This is a genomic window from Nostoc sp. (genome assembly GCF_036917775.1).
Classification (GTDB): domain Bacteria; phylum Cyanobacteriota; class Cyanobacteriia; order Cyanobacteriales; family Nostocaceae; genus Nostoc.
On the sequence record NZ_JBALEQ010000101.1, the window covers coordinates 25,747 to 52,477 of the forward strand.

General features: G+C 42.1%; 22 protein-coding genes and 1 pseudogene. 9 read left to right on the plus strand and 14 right to left on the minus strand.

The window, feature by feature from the left end:
- Positions 1-136 precede the first annotated feature (136 nt).
- From V7K69_RS20820 to V7K69_RS20835, 4 genes are all read right to left on the minus strand, one after another.
- Positions 137-1,855, minus strand: a complete 1,719-nt coding sequence (locus V7K69_RS20820; protein ID WP_335037794.1) for an NAD+ synthase — start codon at positions 1,853-1,855, stop codon at positions 137-139.
- Positions 1,856-2,082: 227 nt separating this feature from the next.
- The gene (locus V7K69_RS20825; protein WP_163929288.1) at positions 2,083-2,829 is read right to left on the minus strand and encodes an NUDIX hydrolase; all 747 of its coding nucleotides are present in this window, start codon (positions 2,827-2,829) and stop codon (positions 2,083-2,085) included.
- Entirely contained in the window at positions 2,790-3,389 is a 600-nt protein-coding gene (locus V7K69_RS20830; RefSeq protein ID WP_335037748.1) for a nicotinate-nucleotide adenylyltransferase, read from the minus strand. The genes V7K69_RS20825 and V7K69_RS20830 overlap by 40 nt, the downstream gene beginning before the upstream one ends.
- A gap of 79 nt (positions 3,390-3,468) precedes the next feature.
- A complete protein-coding gene (locus tag V7K69_RS20835) occupies positions 3,469-4,929 on the minus strand; it encodes a nicotinate phosphoribosyltransferase (protein ID WP_335037751.1) in 1,461 nt (486 codons plus the stop codon).
- Between the two features lie 439 nt (positions 4,930-5,368).
- On the opposite strand from V7K69_RS20835, the gene V7K69_RS20840 reads away from it, so the two are divergent.
- The gene (locus V7K69_RS20840; protein WP_335037754.1) at positions 5,369-5,521 is read left to right on the plus strand and encodes a hypothetical protein; all 153 of its coding nucleotides are present in this window, start codon (positions 5,369-5,371) and stop codon (positions 5,519-5,521) included.
- 248 nt (positions 5,522-5,769) lie between these two features.
- Here V7K69_RS20840 and V7K69_RS20845 read toward each other — a convergent pair whose 3' ends face one another.
- The 6 genes and pseudogenes from V7K69_RS20845 to V7K69_RS20865 form a co-directional block, all read right to left on the minus strand.
- The gene (locus tag V7K69_RS20845) at positions 5,770-7,287 is read right to left on the minus strand and encodes a trehalase family glycosidase (RefSeq protein ID WP_335037756.1); all 1,518 of its coding nucleotides are present in this window, start codon (positions 7,285-7,287) and stop codon (positions 5,770-5,772) included.
- Between the two features lie 429 nt (positions 7,288-7,716).
- The gene (treY, locus tag V7K69_RS20850) at positions 7,717-10,515 is read right to left on the minus strand and encodes a malto-oligosyltrehalose synthase (protein WP_335037759.1); all 2,799 of its coding nucleotides are present in this window, start codon (positions 10,513-10,515) and stop codon (positions 7,717-7,719) included.
- Positions 10,516-10,671: 156 nt separating this feature from the next.
- Positions 10,672-10,914, minus strand: a pseudogene (locus V7K69_RS33020) (hypothetical protein); the annotation flags it as partial.
- A 46-nt stretch (positions 10,915-10,960) separates the two neighbouring features.
- The gene (treZ, locus tag V7K69_RS20855) at positions 10,961-12,808 is read right to left on the minus strand and encodes a malto-oligosyltrehalose trehalohydrolase (protein ID WP_335037761.1); all 1,848 of its coding nucleotides are present in this window, start codon (positions 12,806-12,808) and stop codon (positions 10,961-10,963) included.
- Positions 12,809-12,969: 161 nt separating this feature from the next.
- Entirely contained in the window at positions 12,970-13,155 is a 186-nt protein-coding gene (locus tag V7K69_RS20860; protein ID WP_335037763.1) for a hypothetical protein, read from the minus strand.
- Positions 13,112-13,519: a thiol-disulfide oxidoreductase DCC family protein gene (locus tag V7K69_RS20865; protein ID WP_335037796.1), complete on the minus strand. Its 408-nt coding sequence runs from the start codon at positions 13,517-13,519 to the stop codon at positions 13,112-13,114. The genes V7K69_RS20860 and V7K69_RS20865 overlap by 44 nt, the downstream gene beginning before the upstream one ends.
- Before the next feature lie 228 nt (positions 13,520-13,747).
- On the opposite strand from V7K69_RS20865, the gene V7K69_RS20870 reads away from it, so the two are divergent.
- The 5 genes from V7K69_RS20870 to V7K69_RS20890 all read left to right on the plus strand — a co-directional run bounded on the left by V7K69_RS20870 (position 13,748) and on the right by V7K69_RS20890 (position 18,621).
- A complete protein-coding gene (locus tag V7K69_RS20870; protein ID WP_335037765.1) occupies positions 13,748-14,800 on the plus strand; it encodes an aldo/keto reductase in 1,053 nt (350 codons plus the stop codon).
- A gap of 157 nt (positions 14,801-14,957) precedes the next feature.
- Entirely contained in the window at positions 14,958-15,530 is a 573-nt protein-coding gene (dps, locus tag V7K69_RS20875) for a DNA starvation/stationary phase protection protein Dps (RefSeq protein ID WP_335037767.1), read from the plus strand.
- A 393-nt stretch (positions 15,531-15,923) separates the two neighbouring features.
- Complete coding sequence (locus V7K69_RS20880) at positions 15,924-16,640, plus strand: pirin family protein (protein ID WP_179063607.1); 717 nt, start codon at positions 15,924-15,926, stop codon at positions 16,638-16,640.
- 385 nt (positions 16,641-17,025) lie between these two features.
- On the plus strand, positions 17,026-17,730 hold the full coding sequence (locus tag V7K69_RS20885) for a mobilization protein (protein ID WP_335037770.1): 705 nt from the start codon (positions 17,026-17,028) through the stop codon (positions 17,728-17,730).
- 168 nt (positions 17,731-17,898) lie between these two features.
- Positions 17,899-18,621 (plus strand): class I SAM-dependent methyltransferase, encoded by a 723-nt coding sequence (locus tag V7K69_RS20890; RefSeq protein ID WP_335037772.1) that lies wholly within the window; start codon positions 17,899-17,901, stop codon positions 18,619-18,621.
- A gap of 41 nt (positions 18,622-18,662) precedes the next feature.
- Here the strand turns inward: V7K69_RS20890 and V7K69_RS20895 are convergent, their stop codons facing one another.
- The 3 genes from V7K69_RS20895 to V7K69_RS20905 form a co-directional block, all read right to left on the minus strand.
- Positions 18,663-19,220 (minus strand): YidH family protein, encoded by a 558-nt coding sequence (locus V7K69_RS20895; protein WP_335037774.1) that lies wholly within the window; start codon positions 19,218-19,220, stop codon positions 18,663-18,665.
- Positions 19,221-19,451: 231 nt separating this feature from the next.
- The gene (locus tag V7K69_RS20900; RefSeq protein WP_335037777.1) at positions 19,452-20,114 is read right to left on the minus strand and encodes a hypothetical protein; all 663 of its coding nucleotides are present in this window, start codon (positions 20,112-20,114) and stop codon (positions 19,452-19,454) included.
- 79 nt (positions 20,115-20,193) lie between these two features.
- Positions 20,194-20,904: a cadmium resistance transporter gene (locus V7K69_RS20905; RefSeq protein ID WP_335037780.1), complete on the minus strand. Its 711-nt coding sequence runs from the start codon at positions 20,902-20,904 to the stop codon at positions 20,194-20,196.
- 207 nt (positions 20,905-21,111) lie between these two features.
- Here V7K69_RS20905 and V7K69_RS20910 point away from each other — a divergent pair, with 207 nt between their 5' ends.
- Positions 21,112-22,137, plus strand: coding sequence for a LysR substrate-binding domain-containing protein (locus tag V7K69_RS20910; RefSeq protein ID WP_335037782.1), 1,026 nt, complete (start codon positions 21,112-21,114; stop codon positions 22,135-22,137).
- Between the two features lie 361 nt (positions 22,138-22,498).
- On the opposite strand, the gene V7K69_RS20915 is transcribed toward V7K69_RS20910, so the two are convergent.
- On the minus strand, positions 22,499-22,867 hold the full coding sequence (locus V7K69_RS20915; protein ID WP_335037784.1) for a pentapeptide repeat-containing protein: 369 nt from the start codon (positions 22,865-22,867) through the stop codon (positions 22,499-22,501).
- A gap of 492 nt (positions 22,868-23,359) precedes the next feature.
- Here V7K69_RS20915 and V7K69_RS20920 point away from each other — a divergent pair, with 492 nt between their 5' ends.
- Both V7K69_RS20920 and V7K69_RS20925 read left to right on the plus strand, forming a co-directional pair.
- On the plus strand, positions 23,360-24,685 hold the full coding sequence (locus tag V7K69_RS20920) for an ABC transporter ATP-binding protein (RefSeq protein ID WP_335037786.1): 1,326 nt from the start codon (positions 23,360-23,362) through the stop codon (positions 24,683-24,685).
- Between the two features lie 188 nt (positions 24,686-24,873).
- A complete protein-coding gene (locus V7K69_RS20925; protein ID WP_335037788.1) occupies positions 24,874-26,613 on the plus strand; it encodes an ABC transporter permease in 1,740 nt (579 codons plus the stop codon).
- Positions 26,614-26,731 lie beyond the last annotated feature (118 nt).

The window sequence follows — 26,731 nt, forward strand, 5'->3', positions numbered from 1 at the left end:
TCAGCCTAATAAAAAAGATTTTACTACGCAAAACCTGTCCTTCTCCGATGCGGAGAGGGACAGACTTTAATAAAAGTTCAAGGCAGGAAGAGGTTTGATAACTAATTACTTGATTTGCGGATGAGCATCTTGTCCATCACAACAAACTAAGGTTAGGTGTAGCTGTAGTTTTAGCCTGGTAAGCCTTTTTGATACCAACCCAGTTACTAGCAATTGGCATTCGCCAACCAGTTCCAAAGGCACGATCGGTTATTTTTAAACCTGGGGGTGCTTGTCGCCGTTTAAATTCAGCCCTCGCCACCATTTGGATTACTCTGTCTACAATCACCGCATCGTGACCGGCTGCGACAATTTGCACTGCTGATTGGTGGTTGTGAACCAGGCGTTGTAAAATATCGTCCAAAATTTCGTAAGGTGGTAGAGAGTCTTGATCCACTTGGCCTGGTTTGAGTTCGGCGCTGGGTGCTTTAGTCAAGACGTTTTGCGGGATGATTTCATTATTGCGATTTAACCAATGACAAAGTGAATACACACGAGTTTTCGGGACATCTGCAATTACCGCTAACCCACCATTCATATCGCCGTAAAGAGTACAGTAACCCACAGCCATCTCTGACTTGTTACCTGTAGATAAAAGCAGATAGCCAAATTTATTAGCGATCGCCATTAATAAATTACCGCGAATCCGAGATTGGATATTCTCTTCAGCCAATCCAAACTCAGTACCTGCAAACAAATCACCTAATGTTTGATCGAAGCCTTGCATCAACTCGCCAATTGGTAAAAGATTAGTTTTAATCCCCAAATTTTCAGCTAATGCCAAAGCATCACTGATGGAATGTTCCGAACTGTAAGGGGAAGGCATGAGGACACCAAGGACATTTTCTTTACCAAGTGCAGCTGTTGCGATCGCGGCTACTATTGCAGAGTCAATCCCGCCACTTAAACCCAACGCTACTTTAGAAAAGCGACACTTACGAGCATAATCTCGCACTCCTAAAACCAAAGCTTGCCAAATTTCTTCATCTTCTGATTCATAGACAGGTGCTACAGAACCTAATAGTAAATCGCTTTCTACCTCATCAAATTCAACCACCATTAAATCGGTATCAAAGCCACGGGCGCGAGACATAATTTCACCTTGACGATTTAAGGCAAAACTACACCCATCAAAAATTAGATCGTCATTTCCGCCAACCTGGTTAGCATAAATAATCGGTTGTTGAAAACGCACTGCACTATGACTGAGCATTGTTTCTCGAAACTGTTGCTTGCCGACTGTGTAGGGCGAAGCAGACAAATTGACAATCAAATCTACACCCAGAATTGCTAAGTCAGCAATTGGATTTACTGCGTAACTCCGTTTGCCCCAAAATTCCTCATCGTTCCATAAGTCTTCGCAAATAGTTACGCCAATATCGATATTATCTAAAGTAAAATAATTAGCTTGTAACCCTGGTTCAAAATAGCGACGTTCATCAAATACATCATAAGTAGGCAAAAGTCGCTTGTGAAAAACTTGCTTAACCTGGCCATTCTCTAACAAAGCCATGCTGTTAAATAAGGTTTTACCGCCACTAATATGTGCATTGGGGTTCGGTTCAACAGTTCCTACCAACACAGCTAAATTTGGTGGTAAATCTTGAGCCAAGTTTTGTAAAGTGATGCTCATCGCTTCCACAAAACTAGGATTTAGTAATAAATCTCTTGGTGGATAGCCACACAAAGAAAGTTCTGGTGTCAACAACAAACGCGCACCACTAGATGCTGCGCGTTGTGCCGCCTCTAGGATTTTTTGGGCATTTAAAAGCAAATCACCAATAGTAGGATTAATTTGAGCGATCGCAATTTTCATATTATTTGTCATTAGTCATTGGTCATTTGTCATTTGTCAAGAGTCAGTTATGACTTTTGACTTTGCAATACGGTTCGGTTAACGTTTTAATATTTTGAATATCCCCCGAACCCCTTAAAAAGAGGGGCTTATAATTTTCTTCTACCCCCTTCTTAAGGGGGTCGCCACAGGCGGGGGGATCTTAACCGAAAGGTATTACAGGAATTTGGACTCTGTAAAGTGATTGGTTAAATAAACACCAAGGGTTTATCTTTTAAGGGAGCAAAAGCTTCCGCATCAAACTTATACAAACTAGCCGGACGACCAGCACCCCGCGATACCTTAATTCCGGTATCGCATAAAAAACCTAACTTGAGTAGACGCGCTCGAAAATTAGAATAATCGGAAAAGTTATCACCTAAAACTGTGGCGTATAACTGATATAAATCATTCAAGGTGAACATTTCTGGCAAGACTTCAAAAGCCACCGGGCTATACTCTAATTTATTTCGTAATCGCCTGTGTCCATAAGCCAAAATTTCATTATGGTCAAAAGCTAACTGCGGCACTTGTTTTACTGGATACCAAGCTATACCAGTCATGCGATCGGCAATTAATTCGGCTTCTTCAAATCGCACTAGGGCAAAGTAACTAACTGATAGATAACGCACACCATAACTATCAGTTGCTTCCCGTGGATCGCGATTCGGCCCCCCAAATGTATAGAGTTGTTCTAAGTAGAGATTGTTGACCTTAATTTTCTCTGCCATAATGCGATAGGCGGCATCCTCTAAAGACTCTCCCGGACGCACTAAAGTACCGGGAAGACTCCAATGATTTAAAAATGGTTCTTGCTGTCGCATTACGAGTAGAACTAACAGCCGATTTTGTACAGTATCTACAGAAAAAATTACATTATCAACACCAACCTTGAAATCGGCCAAAGGTTGTTGGTTTAACGGAGTTGGTATCTTTTTTGGTGAACGTCCTGGCATTCGTACAAATGCTCTCGATTAATATAGGCAACTACAGGGGCTGTGAGGGCTTGGGGATCTCCATGTTCGCGGTACGCTGTTGAGGAAACATCTAGACCGGTCAGACTAGCGATCGCAATTTTCCCTCCCAGCTTTTGTACTACCTCTGAACTAGACTCATCTATGGCATATCCGGGTCGGGGTACAATCAGTAGTTGCACTTGCTGTAACAAATCTTCAATGCGATACCAACGTGGTAGCTGATTCAGTAAATCTGAACCAATAATCATCGTTAATTCAGCGTCTTCACCCCAAGTAAGCTTGGCTTTTTCTACTGTTTCCAGTGTTCTGAAGCTACTTAATTCTTGTTCCAAAGCAATATTGTGCCTTGGCGCGTCTATATCCGCAATCAACAGTCGCAACATTGCCGCCCGATGTTCTAAGGGTGTTTGATGAGACTTAAACGGATTATCCGCCGCCCAAACCGCTACCCAATCATAACGCTCAGACAACCAACTCAGAATTTTTTGATGTCCCGCAGTTGGTGGATCGGCACTAGTACCAAACAAAGCAACTCTCATAATAATTCGTAATGACGCTCGAGGACTCGCTAACGCTGCGCTAACGTAATTCGTAATTCGTAGACTGAAAGAGTACTTCTTACCTCTGTGTTGTACCAGGTGCTTCAAGTCGGGGAACCCGCCCAACGCATTGGCTTCTCTGTGCCTCTACGGTTCGTTTCTCAGTCTCTTCAGTCAACACCTGTAACGCCTCAGAAATCTCCACTTCTACAGCTACAGGATGATCCAAAAGCCGTGTTTGTTGTGGCAAACTGGCAACTGAGGCTGCTGTACGCTGACGAATTGTTGCCAACGACTCCAACGGCTGCACCCGTTCACCTTCTTGCACTACTAACTGCAACAAAGGTTCTTCGTTCAAAGGAATTTCACCTAAGAGTCCTAACCTGTCTGCTTTTACCTTACCTCCCGTAAACGAACGAAAAATCTGCTTGCGCCCTGGATAAGTAACTTTACCACTAGACTGCTTCATCACTGGGATACCATCAATGTCTACAAGTTTATAGACTCCATTTACAGGCGAACCTGTAACTAATCGCGTTCCCAATCCGTAACCATCAATTTGCGCCCCAGCAGCTTTTAATCTGGCAATTTCCCACTCATCCAAGTCGCCACTAGCAAAAATTGGCACACCAGGAAGGAGCGATCGCACCTGCTTTGATAAGGTAACTAAATCTCCTGAGTCCAATCTCACTCCTGTTAATTGCATTTCCCCGGAATTTACTTTTTCAGCCAAGCGCTGGGCAGCAGCAACGGTATCGTAAGTATCAATCAGTAACGGCGCACCCGGAAAATATCGATGAAATGCACTAAAGGCTTGTTCTTCAGTGCCTTCTATTGCTGACAGCGCCATCACCAGGGCGTGCGCCATCGTACCACTTGGCTGTTGTCCTAGTTGTAGCGCTGCTAACACATTGGAGGTTGAATCTAACCCACCCGCCAACGCCGCCCGCGCCGCCCATAAAGATCCTTGGGGACTAAATGCTCGTCTGGTGCCAAATTCTAAAAGTGTTGCTGATTCTCCCGCTACATCCCTTAACCGTGCTGCCTTTGTGGCAATCAAAGTCTGGTAATTAATCGTATTTAAAAGGTAAGTTTCTACTAATTGTGCTTGCCAAAGGGGTGCTTCCACTCGTAACAGTGGTTGATTGGCAAACACAGCTGTCCCTTCTGGTACTGCCCAAACATCACCAGTAAATTTCCCCTCAGCTAAAAGTGACCAAAAGCGATCGCTTGCATGAGCAAAAATTCCCGTTGCTTGTAACGCCGCAATTTGCGCGGAACTAAAGCGGATTTTGGCTAAATATTCCAATGCTTGCGTTAGCCCCATTGCAATTAAATAACCAAAACCCTCTGGCAATCGTCTGACAGACAATTCAAAGCTGGCCCGTCGTTGTTCGATACCTTCGCCTGTGTAACAAGCTGCCATCGTTAACTGGTAAAGGTCGGTCAGCAAGCTGTAGTCATCGGCAGAAAGGTTTAGTTCCTGGTTCTGCTGGCTTTGCTGTTTATATACATAGTCCAAATCTGGCAAAGTTGTCATGCAAGAGCTTCCTTACAAGATGCTTCTTTTATTTATGGTAATATTTACCATAAATAATGTCAACTCCCTGCAAGTATATTGTCTGAGATTGCCATATAACAGTAGATTGATAGGCAAATTAATACTAACTTCATAAAATACTTAATGTTTTTTAATAGTAATAGCTAGCAATAATGTTAATGGACAAGGCGGCAAATGAAGGGAAACAATATCCTTTGTTTTGCTTCGCTATTTTCCCAAATGGGGTTGGAGAAACAACTATGTTACAATTAGAATCAAAGGGAAAAATTTGTTTTTATCACAAGCTAAAGTATTGCAAAGTTATCTGAATAAACATTGCATATAGTCTCAATATATTGAGAATAAGAGCCAGCATTGAATATCAGTATTAGAGTATAGATAGCACAATTCAAACGACTCGAAAAAGGAGTCCAATATTATGGCTATTTCCCAAATTATTGCGAACATAACCAAGTATATTTCTGAAGCTGCAATGCGGATTTTTGGACCTAATGATGACGCTTATCCTGCTACAGGCGTGCAACCTTTTACAGGTGAGCCTTACGATAAGCGTAAAGATGATAATAATTAGGTGCTGAATATAAAAATCTCTGTTGATAGGAGTGGGCTGGATACTGATAGTGTCCCATTTAAATTTCATTCAACTATAGCAATCCCAAATAAGTTGTGAAAATCGAGAGGCTAAGATCCTCAACTTCTCAAAGAAGTTGGGGATCTTATTGTTCATAAATGATTTAGGACTGCTATATACATAATCAATATAGAGTCAAGTGTAAGAAATACAGATAAAGGCGTGAGGAAAAAACTCACGCCTTTTATTTAAACTTTTTTCCCACGGGCTGCTAAAAGTTCCAGGATGACTCCATTTGTCCAGCCGAAACCAACTTCGTTAGAACTATATCCAAAGGAGATTTCGTCGGAAACGTTGGCAGAACAGCGCTCAACATCATATTTTTCAACTAGGGTGTTGTGACGCTCGAATTCTTTAATTACCATCGCTAGAAATTTGTTGGCAATGCGATCGCCTTCTGTATGAAACCCATAACGGTGAAGTCCCTGGACAGCAATGAATGTCAATGGTGCCCAACCGAAGGGAGCATCCCACTGATTTCCGGTGATATGAGTACTGGTAAGAATTCCGCCTGGGGCTTCAAACAAAGAGAGATTTTCCACAACACGCTGGGCTTGGGCTTGAGAAGAAATACCCAGCCACAGGGGATAGAATGTGGTGGCAAATTCGTAGCAACGGCGTTTTCCACTCTGGAAGTGATAGTCGCAATAGAGTCCTCGTTCTTCATTCCAGAGAAATTGATCGATCCGATCGCGCCGATATTCGCCGCGATCGCGCCATTGTTTTTCTAGTTGTTCGTTCCCCAAAACAGCGTTAATTTGCGCCAAGTCTTGTTCTACCTGATACAGCAAACTGTTGAGGCACACAGGAGCATAGTGGAGGATATCAGCACTGAAGGGGCCAAATCGGTTGGTGATATCAAAACCGGACTCGCGCATGGTGCGATCGCCCTTGTAAAATAGGTGGGTCAGTTTGTCATTTTCGCGATCGTAGTAAAGATTAACGTCGTAATCTTCAACGTCAAAGGTTTGGTAATATTCCTTGACGCGATCATAGTGGCTTTTTCCCTCCTCATCTCGCTCGGAGAACACGACTTCTGGCGCGGGGCCTTCGCCAAAGGCATAAAATCTGGATAAGCCGGTTCCGGGATTCAGATGGGGCGGTACTACCCAGTAATAGTAAAATTGTTCTAGCAGTGGTACGGTTGTCCTCAACCACTCTTCATCCTGGGTGTGCTGAAATAATGCCAAAACCATCATGCTGAGGACAGGGGGTTGCGATCGCGACAGCATATAAGTTCGGTTAGCATTGAGGATAGTACCGTAATGCTTTACCTGGTACAATAATTGGTCTACCTGGCTTTGCGCTAGATCCCATTCTTCATCGTGCAAAAGTCCCAGTAATATAAAGTAGCTGTCCCAGCCATACATTTCGTTAAATCGACCACCTGGTACGACATAAGGGCCTGGTAGGTATAGTAAGCCATGCTCTTTAATCGCTTCCACTTCTGACGGCAAAGTGCGAATTTGTAGCTGTTGCATATCTTTGGGATATAGCGATCGCTCTAACACACGCTGAATGTTGGGATAATCTTCTAAGGGGGAAATGTAGACAATCCAGGGAGTGTCGGTTTTGTGGTCTAGTTTGGTATCTTTGGCAGATTGTAATAAGTGTTCGTGCGATCGCGTTAAGGTTTTCCACGTTTTTTTGATATGGAAGCGCACTTTGTTTATCTGCGTGGTACTAAGTTGTGGGGGAGTGGTCATAATTTAATTTGGCGGGGTGTTGAGGAGTTTTGGAGGAATTTTTTTAACGCAGAGGGACGCGGAGTTTTTACGGTATCTGGAAAACGTCTCTCCTAGAAGGCTACCGTGTACACACAAGCCTGAAATAGCTGATTAACCAAGGTTTTACCCCACCCTAACCCTCCCCTTATAAAGGGGAGGGAACTAGATTTCCGGCTTCCACCCTTTATAAGGGGGGATTGAGGGGGGTAATAGGACTTGTGTGTACAACCGTAGCCTTTAACTAGATTTCCGGCTTCCCCCCTTTATAAGGGGGGATTGAGGGGGGTAATAGGACTTGTATGTACACCGTAGCCTAGAAGGAGAAAGACTTTAGATTTTCCCCCTTCCCGCGACGAGTTGGGGGTTAGGTTTTTCGTGGACTGCTGAATTGTCAGACGTAAAACAGATTCATTCTGCACTACTAACTAACAGAGCAACTGGAAAATGGGCAAGGGCAGATCCGATAGATAGGGTTTCTGTAGCCTGTAAAGGTTGTTCAGTTAAAATGTTTGTCCAGGTGGGGGAAGTTCCAGAGGGTAATTGTAGGTAGGTATCTTGCCAAATTGGCTCACCCAAGGGGTTGTCTTCAGGCTGGATGAGGCTGGTTAAAAAGCGAGGCGCGATCGCGATCGCTGTTTGATTCCCTTCTCGTCGTGCAAAGGCGATGATGTGATTAGCGTGAGTTCCCTGAACTTCTAAGGGCAGATAGTCGCCATCCTGGAATAATAAGACATAGTTTGTTCTGGCTTTGAGTAATTGAGCCGTTAAAAACAGTTTGATTCTGCCGTCCGTTTTATCGTTTAGCAACTCCTGAATTAGTCCGAGAATATCTGTTTTGGCTTGTTCGCGGATGTCGTTTAAGTAAGTACGTCGCTGTTCAAAATCCACCGGACGGCGATTGTCTGGATCGACTAGGCTGAGTTCCCAAAGTTCTGTTCCTTGGTATAAATCGGGTACGCCGGGTGCGGTAATCTTCAGCAGAGTTTGGGAAAGGGAATTGAAGATACCATACTCTGCAATTCGCTGCTGAAAGGGTTGAAAGGCTTCTAGAAATTCTTTGGAGATTGAAGGATCTAGTACCTTTTCAATGAAGGAAGTACAGGCTTCTTCATACTCGCTATCAGGTCGCAACCATGCTGTATGCACTTTCGCTTCTCGAATTGCCTTAATTATATAATCCTTCACCCGTTCTACGAAAGATGCGTGTTCCTGTTCCGCAAAGGGAAATGCCCCTACTAGGGTTTGATAGAGAAAATACTCATCGTTGCGATCGGGCATAGCAAACCCGTGGCGATGACTGCGACTTCCTCGATTAATCGCACTCCAGGTATTCACCTGCTGATCCCATTCATCAGGGATTTCTGACAATACATTCAATCTAGCCCTCACATCTTCGCCGCGTTTGGTGTCGTGGGTAGCTGTGGTGTTCATTGTGTGAGGCCAGGTTGCTTGGTGCTGTTTGTTAAAGGCATGAAATTTGGCTAAATCGATCCCAAAATGACCGGGATTTCCCCCGACTTCATTCAGCGACAGCAAGCGATTGTAAACATATAATGTCGTGTCTTCTACACCCTTGGCCATTAGCGGGCCGCTGTATTGCTGCATCCGCAAGACAAAATATATCCACTGCTCCCGTTCTGTTTGAGTCAGAGAGTTATCAAACTCTAGTAGCATTAACTTTTCAATAAAGGTCAGTTCATGCTGTAACAGGGGCGTTTGTTCTTTGGCTTGGCGAATTACTTCTTGAATGGTAGCGCGATCGCTCTCCCCAATCCCATCTGGTGTAATATATGTACGGTAAATCGGGAACAGGGTCAAAACTTCTGCGATCGCTCTTTTCAAGCCATTCAGGGTAAAGTCATTGCCATAGCGGTATTTGCTGGAAATGTTCTTTAACAAAAGAGCCAAATTGTCAATATCACCCGCTAAATTCTTTTCTAGTATTAGGTGCTTTTTATCCTTCACTACTGAGGAATAATCTACTCTAGAACCAATAAAGTTTTGATAAATTTTATCGAAGGATGATTCATTTTCAGTTTGACAAAATACACCATTTACATAGTTAAGAAAGTCATATCCCGATGTACCTTCAATTTCCCAGTTTTCCGGCAGGTCTTCGGTGATTTCTAAAATCTTCTCGACCGTAATATAAACATCTCCCGTCTTTTCTCGGAGCCTTTGTAGATACTGGATTGGGTTATAGAGTCCATCAATATGATCGATGCGTAAGCCTGTAAATTTGCCCTCTTCAACCAGCTTTTGAATGAGACTATGGGTATTATTAAAAACTCGCACTTCTTCAACTTTAACGGAAATAAGTTCATTAACGGTAAAGAAACGGCGGTAGTTCATTTCTTCCGCCCCAACTTTCCAGAAAGCGAGACGGTAAAATTGATCGTTGAGTAATTCATCTAGCAAGTTAAAGCTCTCTGAATTACCTGGTTCTCCGTTGAAGGTTTGGATATTTTCGTCAATGAACTCGCGGATGGCATCATTTGTGGTGTAAAGTTCCCAAACCAATCCTTTAATAAATGCAATTTGGTCTTGTCGCTGTTTTCCTGCAACTTCTGAGGGCACACTTTTGAGAATATACAAAATACCCAATAGTTTAATAAAATCAGGGTGATTGCGTCCGAGTGTTCGTGTGAGTTTGCCCAGATTATGGGTAATAAATTTTGTGTAAGACTCTAATCGTAACGGCAGTTTTAAGCTGTAATAGTTTACAGTTAAACCGTTTTGTTCATATTGTAGTTGAATGTGTCCGTTTTCTAGGGATGCACCATAGAAATCTCCCAGTAAAGGAGCAAGAATTCGCTCTTGGCGATCGCCAAAAGGGGCGTTCCAAGAAAGGTCGAAGTAGTCTGTATAGCTAGAATCTGGGCCGTGTTCCAATACGTCCATCAAGTAATCGTTTTCGCTGCTATAGGCCATGTGGTTTGGCACAATATCCTGTAACCAGCCCATACCAAGGGATTGGACTTCGCTAACTAATTCATCAAAAGATTCATTAGTTCCCAGTTCTGGGTTAAGTTGAGTGGCATCGACTATATCGTAACCGTGGGTACTCCCAGATCGTGCCTTGAAAATGGGGGAGGCATATAAATCAGAAATACCCAAATCTGCTAGATAAGCCGCGATCGCTTTAGCGTTGTCAAAGCCAAACTGGGGTGTAAACTGAATTCGATAAGTAGCGGTAGGAATTCGCATGAGTTTGTTGTGATAAGAGATGGGGGATATGGTTCGGTTAACGTGTTTGTCTTTCGGAGATCCCCCCAACCCCCCTTAAAAAGGGGGGCTTCTTCTAATCTTTACCCCCTTTTTAAGGGGGTCGCCGCAGGCGGGGGGATCTTATCTGAAACTTATTTAGAGGTGGGGGAATTTGAGCCTTTTTGCTCGGACGTTGAACCTTTTTGCTCGGACGTTGAACCTTTTTACTCGAACGATGAACCTTTTTGCTCGGACGATGAACCTTTTTGCTCGGACGTTGAACCTTTTTGCTCGGACGTTGAGCCTTTTTGCTCGGACGTTGAGCCTTTTTGCTCGGACGTTGAACCTTTTTGCTCGGACGTTGAACCTTTTTACTCGGACGTTGAACCTTTTTGCTCGAACGTTGAGGTTATAAGGCTGAAACTTGAAGTTTTAACTATCCCCCTCATTCTTTTTCATAGAGTACTAAACTCGTAGGTTGTAATTTCACTTCTTTTCCCGCAGACAGATGTTCATCTGCTTCAGAACCAGGCCCAGACCATGAGGTATCAGCAGAGTCCAGTAATTTATTAGCATTATGCTGAATTGGTAGAGTCGCTGTGACTGGAGACGAATTGAAATTCATCACAAATATTAGTTCACTTGATTCGCACCAACGACGCACGATAACTAACTGCTTATCTTCATCGTTAGTTGCTTTGATAGAGTTGCGATCTTGATTTAAAAGGGCTGGATGCGTCTTGCGTAAATTAATTAACTGACGATACCAATCCCACAGAACTTTGTGCTTACCTTCATGACGTAATTGCCAATTGAGTTTAGACTTTAGGAAAGTTTCCGCCGATTCGGGATCTGGGGGATCGTCTGCATAGTGAAATGCTTCAAATTCTTCTTTGCGTCCGGCTCGCACCATTTGAATTAAATCTGGATCGGAGTGACTGACAAAATAAATGAAGGGTGCTGTTTCACCATATTCTTCTCCCATAAATAACAGGGGTAAATTGGGTGATAGCAGCACAGCGCCAGCAGCTAACTTCAATCCTTCAAAAGAGATCCTCTGAGTGAGGCGTTCTCCTTTCATTTGATTGCCGATTTGATCGTGATTTTGAATGCAGATTGCAAACTGTGATAAATTGCGATCGCGGCAAGATATGCCATGAAATCGCTTGCGGTGTGGTGCGTACTTCCAATCGTAGACAAAAGTATCTTCATAAGCTTTTGCCAACTGAGCAGTTTGCCCAAAATCTTGATAATATCCTTGGCGATCGCCTGTCAAGAGTGCGTGCAATGAATGGTGAAAATCATCACTCCATTGGGCATCAAGACCATATCCACCCAATTCTGCTGGACGAATAATTTGCGGATTATTCAAGTCACTTTCGGCAATTAAATGGCGTTTCCATTTTTGCCCTTGTTGTGAAAAATGATGAACTGCTTCCGCCAGTTCCCATAAGAAATGCTTCGCCCCCAAGTCATAAATTGCTTGAATAGCATCAAGCCGCAATGCGTCAATGTGGAACTCGCGCAACCAGTAAAGCGCATTTTCGATAAAATAATTTCGCACACCCTGACTATGGGCATCATCAAAATTCAGCGCTTCGCCCCAAGGCGTTTTATAGGTTTTAGTGAAGTAAGGTGCGAACTGACTCATATAGTTGCCTTCTGGCCCAAAGTGGTTATACACCACATCCAACACCACGGCGATATTGTGTTTGTGGCAAGCATTTATCAGTTGCTTCAGTTCGGCTGGGCTACCATAAGAATTTTGCACCGCATAAGGGTAAACGCCATCATAGCCCCAGTTGCGATATGCCAGAGACGCTTCTATATGGGTGTCTCCCGGAAACTGGGAAATTGGCATGATTTCAATTGCATTAATTCCCAGTTCCCTAAGTTCCGGTAAACGAGAAATAATCGCGGTGAAAGTTCCTTCAGGTGTGAATGTCCCAACATGGAGTTCGTAAAAAATCATCGACTCCACAGGGATACCAGTCCACCCTTCATCAGTCCACTCAAATTGATGATCGACAATTTGAGACGGGCCATGCACTCCTTCAGGTTGATACTGCGACGCGGGATCGGCAAAAGCGTCTTGGCCATTCAAGACATACCGATAAAGCGTGCCTGGATACACATCATTTACTTTCGCGTGCCAGTATCCCTCAGACTGAGGCTTGAGGGGAATAACCTGCTCCTGTGGTGTCAAAGTTTTTACAGTGACGCTATCTAATAGCGGCGACCAAACTGTAAATTCACATTCTCCATTACCCAAGTAGTTAGCACCAATTCTCACGCAGTATCCCTCCCGTCAGTATGTTGTGCCGAATTGTCGTGCGATGGCGTACCCGCCCACCGGAGGCGATCGCAACATTGATTGCACAATGTTTACAAACACGCCAGATAGCATAATGGTTCGTCTACCAGACTTTTTGCTAGCACCTGGAGGCGGATTTTTTAGCAGAACAAATTCTGTCTAATGACAAATTTAGTTCCGAAGGCGCGATAAATCATCACAAAGACGCGATAAATCGCCGTCTCTACAAAAGGCTGACTATTGTAGAGGCGGCGATTTATCGCGTCTTCTACTTGCCGTGGTTTAAATTGGTTTGCAGCTACCATCAACACAGTAAGACGACTCATAAGTATTAGAACGCTTACCAAAAATGGTGTAGCGGTTATCGCGGATTTGTTCGTAAAAGCGATCGCCTGCCCATTTCATCCCCGGTAAGGCTCGATAAGCGTCTACAAATACACTTCCTACTGGCAATAATCGCCCAATTTCTTCAGCTGCGTTACTACCTTGCCAACGTCTTTGAGGTTCATTGCCATCAATTAAAATCATCCCCTGTTCACAATCTTGAGCTGTAATTCCCCACTGTAAAAGTGTCTGCTCATCTTGCATGGGAGCGTAGCGAAATAACTTTCCCTTGTCTAAGGTTTCTAGAAATTGCACTAAAGTAACGCAGAGATTACAATTTCCGTCGTAGATTACATAGTAGTTCATAAAAATAATTATTTTAGCGTAGAAAACTATAGCGATCGCTCTTGCTTCACTAAAGTAAGTTAGTGCAAAAAACCCCAAGTATATTATGAAACGTAAAGAGGCTTAAATCCCTTACTAATGACCAATGACCAATGACCAATGACCAATGACAAAGGACAAATGACAACCTTTGTTATCATGCCTTTGTAATGGTATTTGCATTGTTTTTTCGTTAAAGAGAAAATATTCATGAGATACAAACTCTTAGGCAAAAGCGGATTAAGAGTCTCTGAACTCTCCTTGGGAACCATGACTTTTGGTGAAGATTGGGGTTGGGGTGCATCTGTTGATGAAAGTCGTAAAATCTTTGATACATATACAGAAGCAGGGGGAAATTTCATTGACACCGCCAACGGTTATACCGATGGTAGCAGTGAAAAAATTGTTGGTGAGTTGATCGCAAAAGAACGAGAACGCTTTGTAGTTGCGACAAAATATTCCTTTCCCTTGCGGATGAATGACAAAAAAGGCGACCCTAACGCCAGTGGAAACCATCGCAAGAACTTAATTCAGTCTTTGGAAGGTAGTCTGAAACGGCTGAACACCGATTACATTGATTTATTTTGGTTGCACGCTTGGGATTTCACAACACCTATTGAAGAAGTCTTGCGATCGCTTGATGATGTAGTTCGTCAAGGTAAAGTACTTTACATTGGCATTTCTGACGCACCTGCTTGGATCGTTTCTCAAGCAAATACTATTGCTCAGTTTCAAGGATGGACGCAGTTTGTCGCGCTGCAAATTGAGTATAGTTTAATTCAGCGAACACCAGAGCGTGATTTGCTACCAATGGCTAAAGCTTTTGATTTGGCGGTAACACCTTGGTCGCCCTTGGGTGGCGGTGTGCTAACAGGTAAGTATAATCAGCCTCCTCAAGCAGGTGATGAACAAGGACGATTAACAAATCCAGGCTTAGGAAGTATTTCAGAACGGAATTTAGCGATCGCTCAAGTTGTTAGTGAAGTTGCATCAGAAATTGGTCACACACCCTCACAGGTAGCATTAGCTTGGTTACTAGCTCAAAGTGGTGTGATTATTCCCATAATTGGGGCACGTAAATTAACGCAGTTTCAAGATAACTTAGCTTCTTTAGATATCAGCCTTTCGCCCGAACATCTGCAACGCTTAGATGAAGTTAGCAAAATTGAACTGGGTTTTCCCCATGACTTTTTGCAGAATGATGTAATTCGCGATCGCCTTTTCGGTGGTACATTTAATACCATAGAAAACCATCGCATCTAAATGCAATTTTTAACTTGACTAATCTAAAATTTCAAATGGTATAAAGCCTTAAACAGTAACACATTCAGGCATTAATACAATCCATCGTCAGAGAGTTTCGCACAACCAGCCAATATCTGTAAAGTTAGATTTAAAAGGCATTAACAACGTAAGACCCATGAGCGACAACAGCATTACATCACGTTTGTACCCTACCCGCATTGACATTCCCGCCAAAGCGAGAGTTCAAATCGTGGTACTTCTCAACCAAACCTTAGCAGCTACTTCGGATTTAAAAACCCAAGCAAAGCAAGCGCACTGGAATGTTAAAGGAACTGACTTCTATCAGCTACACCTATTATTTGATGAACTTGCTGGGGAATTGGAAGGATACATCGATTTAGTAGCTGAACGCATTACAGCTTTAGGCGGATACGCTTTTGGAACAGCCCGCGCCGCAGCTAGTAATTCAATTCTGCCAGAATATCCCTTAGATATTTTGGATGGTAAAGATCACGTCACAGCTTTGTCAGATCGTTATGCACTCTATGCAAAACATCTTAGAGAAGCGATCGCAAAAACTGATGAATTAGACGACCTCGATACCGCCGATCTTTACACCGAAATTTCTCGTACCATTGACAAACGACTCTGGTTCTTAGAAGCTCATCTACAAATAGCAGAAATCAAAGAAGAGAATGGTAACGCTGGTACTACTAAAACTCAAAAGATTCCTGCTGCTGTAAAATAAGCACTTCTGAGAAAAGTAGTCTTTCTTAAATCTAATAGTATCTTTTTGGTAAGTACGTCACTTTTAAGTGCGTACTTTTCATTTATATGTATATACCTTACTATTGAAATAGTTCAAAACGAAGTCAAAAAGTTCACCAATATCTTCAACAAGCGATCCATCAAAATTAATACTTAAACTTGAATAAATTATTAGGTGAGTGAAAAAGTATGCTAATTCCGTTTTGATTTCAAATGCCAACTTTAGATTTTTCCTGCAATCTAAAATCGTTCACTGAGCGTATCGCTAAAGCTAAAGCTTCGCTAACGCTAGCGTTCCGCATGAAAGTCTAAAATCTAAAATCCAAAATTGAGTCGTTCCTAACTAAATACTCATTAACAAAGAGGTAAATTTATGTCTCAAAATACAATTACCCACTTAATTCACGATCGCAATGCCCGTGGTCACGCGAAAATGGGCTGGCTCGATAGTTATCACACATTTTCCTTCGGTAGTTTTTACGATCCCAACCGTATGGGATTTCGCTCTCTGCGCGTGATTAACGACGATCGCATCGCCCCCGGTGCTGGATTCCCTACCCATAGTCATCGTGACATGGAAATCCTCACTTATGTCTTAGAAGGTGCTGTAGAGCATAAAGACAGCTTGGGGACTGGTTCGGTAATTCGCCCCGGTGATGCCCAAATTATGAGTGCTGGAACTGGAATCAGCCACAGCGAATTTAATCCTTCACCAACTGAACCACTGCACTTACTGCAAATCTGGATTCTTCCCGATCGAGAAGGAATAACGCCAAGATATGAACAAAAAGCTTTTCCTCTGGAAGAAAAGCGCGGTAAACTCCGCTTAATTGCCTCTAAAGATGGGCGCGATGGTGCTGTGACAATTCACCAAGATGTTGAATTATACACATCTGTTTTAGAGTCAGGTGATGTTGTCAATTATCAAGTCAAAAGCGATCGCTATGCCTGGTTACAAATAGCGCGAGGCATAGTTAACCTAAATGGCGAAGAACTCAGAGCCGGTGATGGTGTGCAAATCAATGGCGAAGAACAGCTAGAAATTAGCACCAACATCGGCGGCGAAATCTTGCTTTTCGATTTGGGTTAATCTTAAGTTCGTTTGCTGAAAAGCTAGCTTGTAGGGTGGGCATTACAATGTCCACCCTACTATAGTTTGTTAGAGAAAAATTTCTCAATTGAGGCGCGGATTTGCCATTGCATTGGGAATCCTTAATTAGGGATAGGTCAAAACTATTGTGAAAATTTTGACCTATCCCTTTTATAGTAAAAACGTACTATTATTTTTGGTTTTACAGCAATGCAATCTCTTCAGATGGTTAGTGTATCCGATTTGCAAGCATTATTAAAACTATATCCAAATCACGGTTATACTTTCTCATAAAACCACCAAAACAACTAGGCGGCAACGGCCAAAAAGTTCTTATTTTGGGAAAGATGTATCAGGGTTTAATAAGTTATTAGAGGTGGCTGTAATGCCGACGATTCATTTTGTGGATGGTGAAAAAGGCGGGGTAGGAAAATCTCTCTTTGCCAGGACAATGATTCAGTATTGTCTGGATAAGAGAATCCCATTTGTACCAGTGGAGACAGATAGATCGAATCCAGATGTGGCAGGGGTATATAAGGAAATATGTAAGTATGCTGTGTTTAGTGAGAACGAACGACAGGCAAATAAGGCAGATAGAATATTTGAGTGGGCCATAGAGAGGCCAGTAATTGTGAATTTATCCGCACAATCGCATAGAGCTGTGCAGGGGTGGATTGAATCTAATCAATTACTTGAACTAGGAAGTTCGCAGGGAGTGATGTTTTGTAAATGGTTTGTATCAACAGGAGGATACGACAGCATTAACCTGTTTACTCAGTCAGTGAATACTTACGGTGAAAAAATCCCTCATATTCTGGTGAGGAATTTTGGGCTGTGTGATGATTGGGAGCATCTAGAGTTAGACTCCAACTTTCAGAACATAGTAAATAAATATCAGATAAAAGTTATAGATTTTCCGAAGTTAGCATACAGAGAAAGAAACATAATTGACCAAAATCGCCTGACTTTTGCAGAGGCTAGAGAGTATAAAGAATTTGGGGTAATTGGAAAACAGAGAGTAGTGAATTTTCTCAAGCTTGCTTATGGTGCTTTTGAGAAAGTAGGTATCTGGTATGAAAAAGTTGAATAGCATTCGTTAGTCATTAGTCATTGGTCATTAGTCATTGGTACTAATGACCAATGACTTAGGACAAACCCCAGCAGGAGATTGGATGGGTATGCAATGGCGTATCCGCCCACCGGAGGCGATCGCAAAACGAATTTGACTACAATTCTTAGAAAGAGTAGCAAAAATCTAATGTCCAAAAAGTCTGATTCGCAGTTCCAAAATCTCTTTACTTCAGCCAAATCAAGCAACTGGGACGAAAGATTAGGCCAAATAGCCTATCGTTTTAACCGAGAGTATCAACGTGAAACCTTTGAACTCCCAACCGAAGTCCAGGCGATGCCGATATTCCGCGAGTGGATTGGAGGTAGTTTTTCAGGGAGAATTGCTTCCCCTTTTTGGGAAATTGCTCAACCTCAAAAAAACCAGCACTGTTTAGATATTGGCTGTGGTATCAGCTTTTTAATCTATCCTTGGCGGGATTGGCAAGCATTTTTTCATGGGCAAGAAATTAGTAATGTGGCACGCGATACCCTTAACTCTCGCGGGCCGCAGTTGAATTCTAAGCTGTTCAAAGGTGTTGAGTTGGGAGCAGCCCATCAGTTAAACTATTTACCAGAGCAGTTTGATTTAGCGATCGCCACAGGATTTAGCTGCTATTTTCCACTCGAATACTGGAATGCAGTACTCGCAGAAGTTAAGCGAGTGTTAAAACCAGGTGGACATTTTGTGTTTGACATTCTTAACCCAGAACAGCCTTTAGCAGAAGATTGGGCAGTTTTAGAAACCTATTTAGGGGCTGAGGTGTTTTTAGAGCCTGTAGCTGAGTGGGAAAAAGCTATTAAGGCGGCTGGCGCTAAAATAGTCACGCAAAAACCAGGGGAATTATTCCAAATGTACAAAGTGCGGTTTTGAAAATAAGTAGCTAGGCGTTAATTCTGCCTATCTACTTATCATCACTCAGGGATAAGTGGACTTGATGGATCTAAAGAAGTTGTAAAAACAAAATAGATTACCCCAGTTCCGAGAATCATCACAGCCAGACTAAAAAGCAACACCCATCTGTCTGTCGGTTCATAAGTATCTTCTTCGATATCACGACGGACAGCGAAATAGTGACTGGTTGAGAGCCACACCGTAATTAAACCCACCAACGAAAAGACTAAACCTAACTTCCAGCCGTTGCCAGGACGAGGCATCAAAGGTACTTGGAAGGCACGTAAACGCACAATTACAACCCCAAAACCTAAAAGAGCAATCCCTGTCCGCATCCAAGCCAGGTAGGTACGCTCATTTGCCAAGTGATCTCGGATTCGAGAAGGATTGAGTCGTCCTGGCTTTTTTTGATCTTTATCTTCTTCTGTGGATTTCAATTTTAACTGCATCAATAATACCCTTATCCCCAAAGCGGCTCTTCTCAAAAAAATGCGGAGGTAGTAGGAAATCTCTTTCCAGATGAATTGCAGCCAGCGCAATAATTGCGCTACTGAAATATGTTTATTGTGATTGTACATATTTTTTCAAAATATATTTTAATGCAGATATAGAAATAAAACAAGCCTGATTGAATAATTCAGAATTCGTAATTGATGGTACAGAGCAGTTATAAGTAATAAGATGTCATAAAAAACAGCCAAGAATCAGAGAGTTTTTCACCAGTGGAAGTCAGGTTTTTTCTCTAATTTTGGCTGTTACTCTGTTGAAATTGAGAACAATCATTCAAAAATAGACGATGCAGTTAGATTTCAAGACTTCTTAATAGGTGCATTAGGAACTCGTGTATCTATGATAGCCTGCGATATATCTGGGATAAACCACTTAGCCTTATTGCTGTTAAGAACTTTCACAGTCGGAACATTTAATTCAATCGCACCAGTATCTGGATTGCTCTTAATCACCAACTGAGTTCCATCAAGGATCTTCAGAGCCGCAGGTCCCGTCAATTCTTCACCTTGCCCATTTGGAATAGAAGTGAAGTTTGCTACCTTAATATCATTCGGTAGATAGATGCCATCACAATCCCAGTTATCCTTAGTGGACTGACCATTAGCTAGAAAATACAAACCATTGTCGTATATGGCATCTTCATTGTCATCATCATTTGGTCTTTTACCGTATACTGCGATCGTATTACCTGTTTGGTTTTCGCATTTCCCCCAGTTAATTCCCGTCTCTAAAGCATATTTTTGCAGTGTTAATTCCTCGGTTCTCTTTTGAATTTCTTCTGGTGTCAGACCTTGAACTTGAGTTTGGGCATCTTTTGTTTGAGACAGTTCGTTCAGAGCTTTAGTGACTTCGATATAATCAGGGTTTTTGCTAAATTTTGGTCTATCAGCAAAAGAAGGTTGAGCGAAGGCTAGATTAGCGAAAATCATTAAGGCAATTAGCAGAGATTTCCAGACTTTCATGTTTTGATTCCTGTTGATAGGGAAGATATTTTCAAGTTTTAAATTCATTTTGGTAATAAAATTCATGATGCACATCTTTCTAGATACTTAACTTTTCTTGTTCTTGACTCGAAGATTGAGTATTGAAACCTAAGATTAATGAGAATATATAACTAGAAACTACAGATAAAAGAGTCCAGGTTACGTTTTCTGTGACAATAAACACGCCCAAACCAATCAAGATACAAGGTACAAAAGTGTTGCCATTTTCAGTTAAAAAATGTGCGATCGCAGGTAAGTAGGTCAATTTATAAGCGGTATAACACCATACGCCCACTAGCGAAAAGAATACACTGACTATAATCAGCAGACTATCTAATTCCGAATTGGCAAACAGAGGCACGTAGACGCTGATATTATCACTACCATTGGCAAAGGCGATCGCAGCGACGTTGCAAGTTTGGGGAGAGAAAAAACTCCTAACTATAGAGGGACAAGATGGCTCGGTTTCTTCTGCACCTTCCTCTGGTGAATCCTCTTCGCGTTTTAGTAAACCACTCACACCAATGATTATTGGCATTAAACCAAGTAGTCTAATCCAGTCCTGCGGTATAATTAGTCCACCGAAAAACCCAGGAAGGCTAGCAACAATCAATGCAGCAAAGCCGAGATACTGACCAGCAAGGATGTGACGACTGCGGAACGTTTTATTTATTTGCGAAAAAAGCAACGTCAGAATCACAATATCATCGATGTTGGTGGCAGTGAATGCCGTGATCCCTGTGGTAATTGCAGTTACTAAACCGCTCATTTTTGGAAGTCCTTATTTTGATGCTTGGCAATTGAGCATTAATCATTGGCCATTTACAAACGACAAATGACTAATGGCAAATGACTAAGTAAAAAGCTTTGATTTATACTTTAGTGAAACTAACCGATAGAATCAAATGCTTTTGTTTGTCAAAATGATAAATGAAAGTGATTAAATTTTTGACACCAAGTTGTAGGGATACCATAAATGGCAGGAATGACGCTTGAGCAGCTAAAAATCTTTCTGGCTGTGGCACAGCACTTACACTTTACTCGCGCAGCAGAGGAGCTTTATATTACACAACCTGCTGTCAGTGCAGCAATCCACAATTTAGAGCAAGAATATGGTGTGAAACTATTCCATCGGATTGGTCGCCATATCGAAATTGCTGAGGCGGGTAAATTACTGCAAGTGGAAGCGCAGAAAATTCTCGATCAAGTTTCCTTGACTGAAAGAGGATTGCGAGAATTGAACAATCTCCAACGGGGTGAATTGAAATTAGGATCAAGTCTGACAATTGGTAACTACTGGCTACCAAGTAAGATTAGTGAGTTTAAGAGCCGATATCCCGGTATTCAGATTAACTGTAGCCTTGCCAATACAGAAGAGATTTGTCTAGGAACAGCCACAGGACAGTTTGATTTAGGTTTGGTAGAAGGAGATGTGAAGCCAGCACTCCAGAGTACTCTAGAGTATGAAATAGTGGGGAGCGATCGCTTACAAATAGTCGTAGGTAAAAAACACCCTTGGTTTGAGTGGGGAGAAATTGACTTAAGCCAATTGACTAAAACCCCTTGGGTGATGCGCGAACCAGGTTCTGGAACCCAGCAAAGGTTTGAGGAAGCCTTACAAAATTGGGAAATCAATCTCAGTGAACTGGATGTAATTTTAGTATTCAACAGTGGAGAGATGACAAAAGCAGCGATCGAAGATGGTGTTGGTGCGATCGGAATTTCTGAGTTGATGGTAAAAAAAGAAATACAACTGGGAACTCTACGAGCAATTCGAGTCATTGATAATAGAGACAGTAACGGTGCGATGCCTACGGTGGTCACTGAGCGCAGCGTCTCGCAGAGAAGTGCGGGCTACACCTACGCAGAAATAGTTCGACCTTTTTTCAAACTCAAGCATCGTCAGCGTTTTCAAACTGCTCTTTCCAAAGTCTTTGAACAAATGTTGATCTCATCTATGTCAGATGGCTCACATCAACATATATCAACATCACTTATTTGAAATAACATCATTTCCACTGCTCATCTAGTAATATCAAATCCTTTTGTATCGGAATTATTCCTCTTTCCTTTCTCTCTGCGCTCTCAGCGTCTCTGCGGTTTTTAAACATTCAGATGCTAATTGCTTTACAAAACTGTCCCTCTCCGGCTCGGAGCTACGGTTACACACATCTCTCTACAAAACCAAAATGTTGTAGATCCTCCTAAATCCTCCAATGTATCGGAGGACTCCTCTTTTTTAAGGAAGTTGGGGGGATCAAAAGCTTGTGGGGAAACTCTTAAAAATTTCTATGTACACCGTAGCCGACTCGGAGAGGGACAGACTTGAACGAAAGTTCAAAGCAGGGAGAGGTTGGTGGAACTCACACCTTCCGCATATTTCTACTAATGGGGTCAAAACCTCTAGAAAACCGAGTGCTTTCATCGTAGTAAGCGCCAGTCAGATTCGCTCCATACAACTTAGCATAGTTGAGTTTGGCTCCCCGGAGATTTGCTTCATTCAGGTTGACACCGCTCAAATTAGCTCTAGTCAAATTCGCTTTTGCTAAGTTAGCTCTACTCAAATCTGCTCCCCAGAGTTTAGCTTTAGCTAGGTTAGCTCCACTCAAGTCAGATCCCCATAGATTTATTCCAGGCAAATAGGCTCCAATCAGCCTGTTCCTACTCAAGTTGACGGCTGGAAAATATCTTTCCCCTGCGGCAAAACGCCTTTTTAATTCCTCTATATTCACGATCGCCACCCAACAAGAATCAGACTTATATCTCTAATATATAAGGTGCTTCTATTGTAACCGCCATAGTAGAAGTTGTTTATTTAATATTTGCAATTACTCCCATTTACTCAAATGCACATATCTAATAGAAAAATTTATGGCAATTCCTTAGTTTTAATGTTAGGTATGCGATTATTTTATTGCTGCGATTAATAGATTTATTATAAGAACTCAGTAGTCAAAATAGTTCAATAATCAAGATAACATTTGATGAATCAATATACCAATTTAATATTAGATTTATTCTAAATTCTGATTCCTAACTCCTGTTAGCGTTAGCTAGGCGTTTAGCCCATGCTGAATTCTCTTGCAGCTAATTTATGATGATGCAAAAGAGTAGTTAGGCTACAGTACAGTTCAAATTGCGGAAAAAACCATTTTTAGTCTGCTTTAACTGTAAAATAACCTCAACATGAGATTATATTTAATTATTTTCTTACAGAAAGAGTTATGGTCTTTAAAACAGCAACCGAACAGCTGATCGTCCTAAAAAATGTCAGCAAATCTTATCAGCAGCCCAACGGCCAACAGATTGTCATCCTAGAAAATATCAATCTTGAGTTACGTCCAGGGGAGATTGTTGCATTGCTAGGGCCTTCCGGTTCCGGGAAATCTACTTTAATGCGGATAGTTGCTGGGTTAATTCCCCCTAGTCAAGGTGAAGTTATATATCATAACCGTCCCTTAATTGGTTTAAATCCTGGGGTAGCAATTGTTTTTCAAAGTTTTGCCCTTTATCCTTGGTTAACTGTACTAGAGAACGTGGAACTAGGTTTAAAAGCCAAGGGAGAAGCGCCAGATTCTCGACGGCAAAAGGCGCTACGGATGATTGATATTATTGGTTTGGATGGGTTTGAAAATGCCTATCCCAAAGAGCTTTCTGGGGGAATGCGTCAGCGAGTTGGATTTGCTAGGGCTTTGGCCGTAGAACCAGAACTGTTATGTATGGATGAGCCATTTTCGGCATTAGATGTGCTAACGGCAGAAAACTTGCGGTTTGAATTATTAGATTTATGGTTAGAACGTCGCATACCCACCCAAGCTATTCTCATTGTCACCCACGGGATTGAAGAAGCGGTAATTATGGCGGATCGAATTATTGTTCTTGGACGCAATCCGGGAAGAATTCGGGCTGACTTACCTGTGACTTTACCCCATTACCGCGATCGCAAACATCCAAGTTTTCAAGCCTTGGTAGATCGGGTTTATACAATCATCACCAACCCCGAATTAGAAAAAATTGAGCTACCAACGACTACCTCTGTAGCAGATGCAACGCCACAAGCAAAATATCAGTCTTTGCCAGCCGTGCGAATTGGTTCTATTGCCGGTCTTTTAGAAATTTTAGAAGATCGTCAAGAAAAAGATTTATCTCGGCTTACCCAAGAATTGCAACTAGAAGTAGATGATATTTTACCAATTGTGGAAGCTGCAAAATTAATGGATTTTGTAGAACTTGCAGAAGGCGATATCAGCCTGAAGCCAATCGGGCAAGAATTTATTAATGGTAGTATTGACGATCGCAAACAAATTGTGCGATCGCAACTCTTAGCTAATATCCGCTTGGTACAGCAAATTTACCGTCTTCTGGAAGCGAAAAATAATCAACGCATTCCAGAAGAACTGGTATTAGATATCCTAGAAAGTCACTTCAGCCCAGAAGAAGCCGAACGACAATTAAAAACCGTCGTTGATTGGGGTCGTTATGCCGAAATCTACGGCTACGATGAGCCATCAGGACAAATATTTTTAGAGCAAGTTGTTATTAGTCATTAGTCATTAGTCATTAGTCATTCTCCTCTGATCTACCCCTACTCTCTACTTACAGAACTTTGCAAATAAATGAGGTACAAATGCAGGAATCACGCATTAGATAGAGTTTCTATTTCCTGCCTCCTACCTCCTGCCTCCTGCCTCAAAACCCGTCGCTATTTGTACTTCACAACAAAAGAAAACTGCTGTATATGACTCGACCTCTTACTCCTGCTAATAAAACTCTAGGACGTAGCAATTGGACTTGGCAAGATGGATTACTTATTCTGGTAATTTTATCTTTCATTGTGGCAATTATTAGAACTGCTTCTAAATTTACCGGTACTTTTGAACCTGAACTCACAATTTCTACAAACATCAATGCTTTGCCAGCATATACAGCCCAAACCTTGATTCGTATGGGACTGGCTTACTTTTTCTCCCTAATTTTTACCCTCTTGTATGCTTATACTGCTTATCGCTCTCGAATTGCAGAACGGATTTTAATTCCGATGTTGGATATTCTGCAATCGATTCCAGTATTGTCTTTTTTACCAGGTGTGGTATTAGCTTTGATTTCCCTGTTTCCGGGTCAGAGAATTGGTGTAGAACTAGCAGCAATTTTGCTAATTTTTACTGGCATGACCTGGAATATGACTTTTAGTTTTTACCAATCTCTCCAAAGTATTCCGCAAGAATTACTAGAAGCATCAAGGGTTTACCGACTTAATCCTTGGCAACGCTTTTGGACATTAGAGTTACCATCTGGTGTGATTGGTTTGGTATGGAATAGTGTAATGTCGGTGGCTGGAGGTTGGTTTTTTTTAATTGCCATTGAGTCATTTACTTTAGGAAATAAAGATTTTCGTTTACCAGGATTAGGCTCTTTTTTAGGCACAGCAGCCAACAAAGGAGACTTTAAAGCGATATTTTGGGGCTTGGCATTACTGATTGCGATCATTGTGGCAACTGATTTTTTTGTGTGGCGGCCACTGATTGCTTGGGCAGAAAGATTTAAGTTAGAGATGATTGAAACTGAAAATGCACCCCAATCGTGGGTATTGGATACTATCAGGCGATCGCCTACTTTACGCGCAATTAGCGATCGCGTTTTTCAGCCATTACAAACAGCCCTAGACGACAGTTTAATTCGGTCGTTCCCCGTGCGTTCAGTACCTATAAATGCCAAAGGCAACCTTAACTTGCCAAGTTTTTTAAATTGGATATTTGTTAGTGGCTTCAGCTTAATTGTCCTGTGGGGTACTTGGGAAGCCGTGCTACTATTACGGACTCTAGGCTGGGATGATTGGCAACAGGTGATGAAAGGCGCTATGTTAACGGCGTTGCGGGTAATAATTGCTTTGATATTATCATTGTTGTGGACTGTACCCGTAGGAGTAGCAATTGGTCGTAATCGACGGTTGGCTCAAGTATTGCAACCATTGGTACAAATCGCCGCTTCTGTGCCAGCAACAGCCTTATTTCCAGTGCTGCTGCTAGGTTTAACCCGCATCGCTGGCGGTTTGCAGATTGGTGCGATCGCTCTGATGATGCTAGGGACAATGTGGTATATCCTGTTTAATGTCATTGCTGGGGCACAGTCGATTCCCTCAGACCTAATCGAAGCAGCTTCGGTGTATAAACTCTCACGTTTACAACGTTGGCGAACCTTAATTTTACCTGCAATCTTTCCCTACCTAATTACAGGAATTATTACCGCCGTTGGTGGCGCTTGGAATGCCAGTATCGTCAGTGAGTACGTTACATTTCAAGGGCGAGTAATTAGTACTTCTGGATTAGGGGCAACAATTTCTCACGCCACAGCGACAGGCAATTTCTCACTATTATTAGCTTCGACAGTGATCATGTCTTTGTTAGTAGTGTTGACCAATCGTTTAGTTTGGCGACCTCTTTACAACCTAGCTCAAGAGAAATATCAATTATCGGTTTAAAGAATTAAAGCGATTAAGGCTTGTACCTGGAGTTTAGACTAAGCCATGCAAAATGACCCAGCAGGGCTGAGTTAATCAGAGACTTAGCAAAAGTATGAATAATCTTAGGTATTAAACA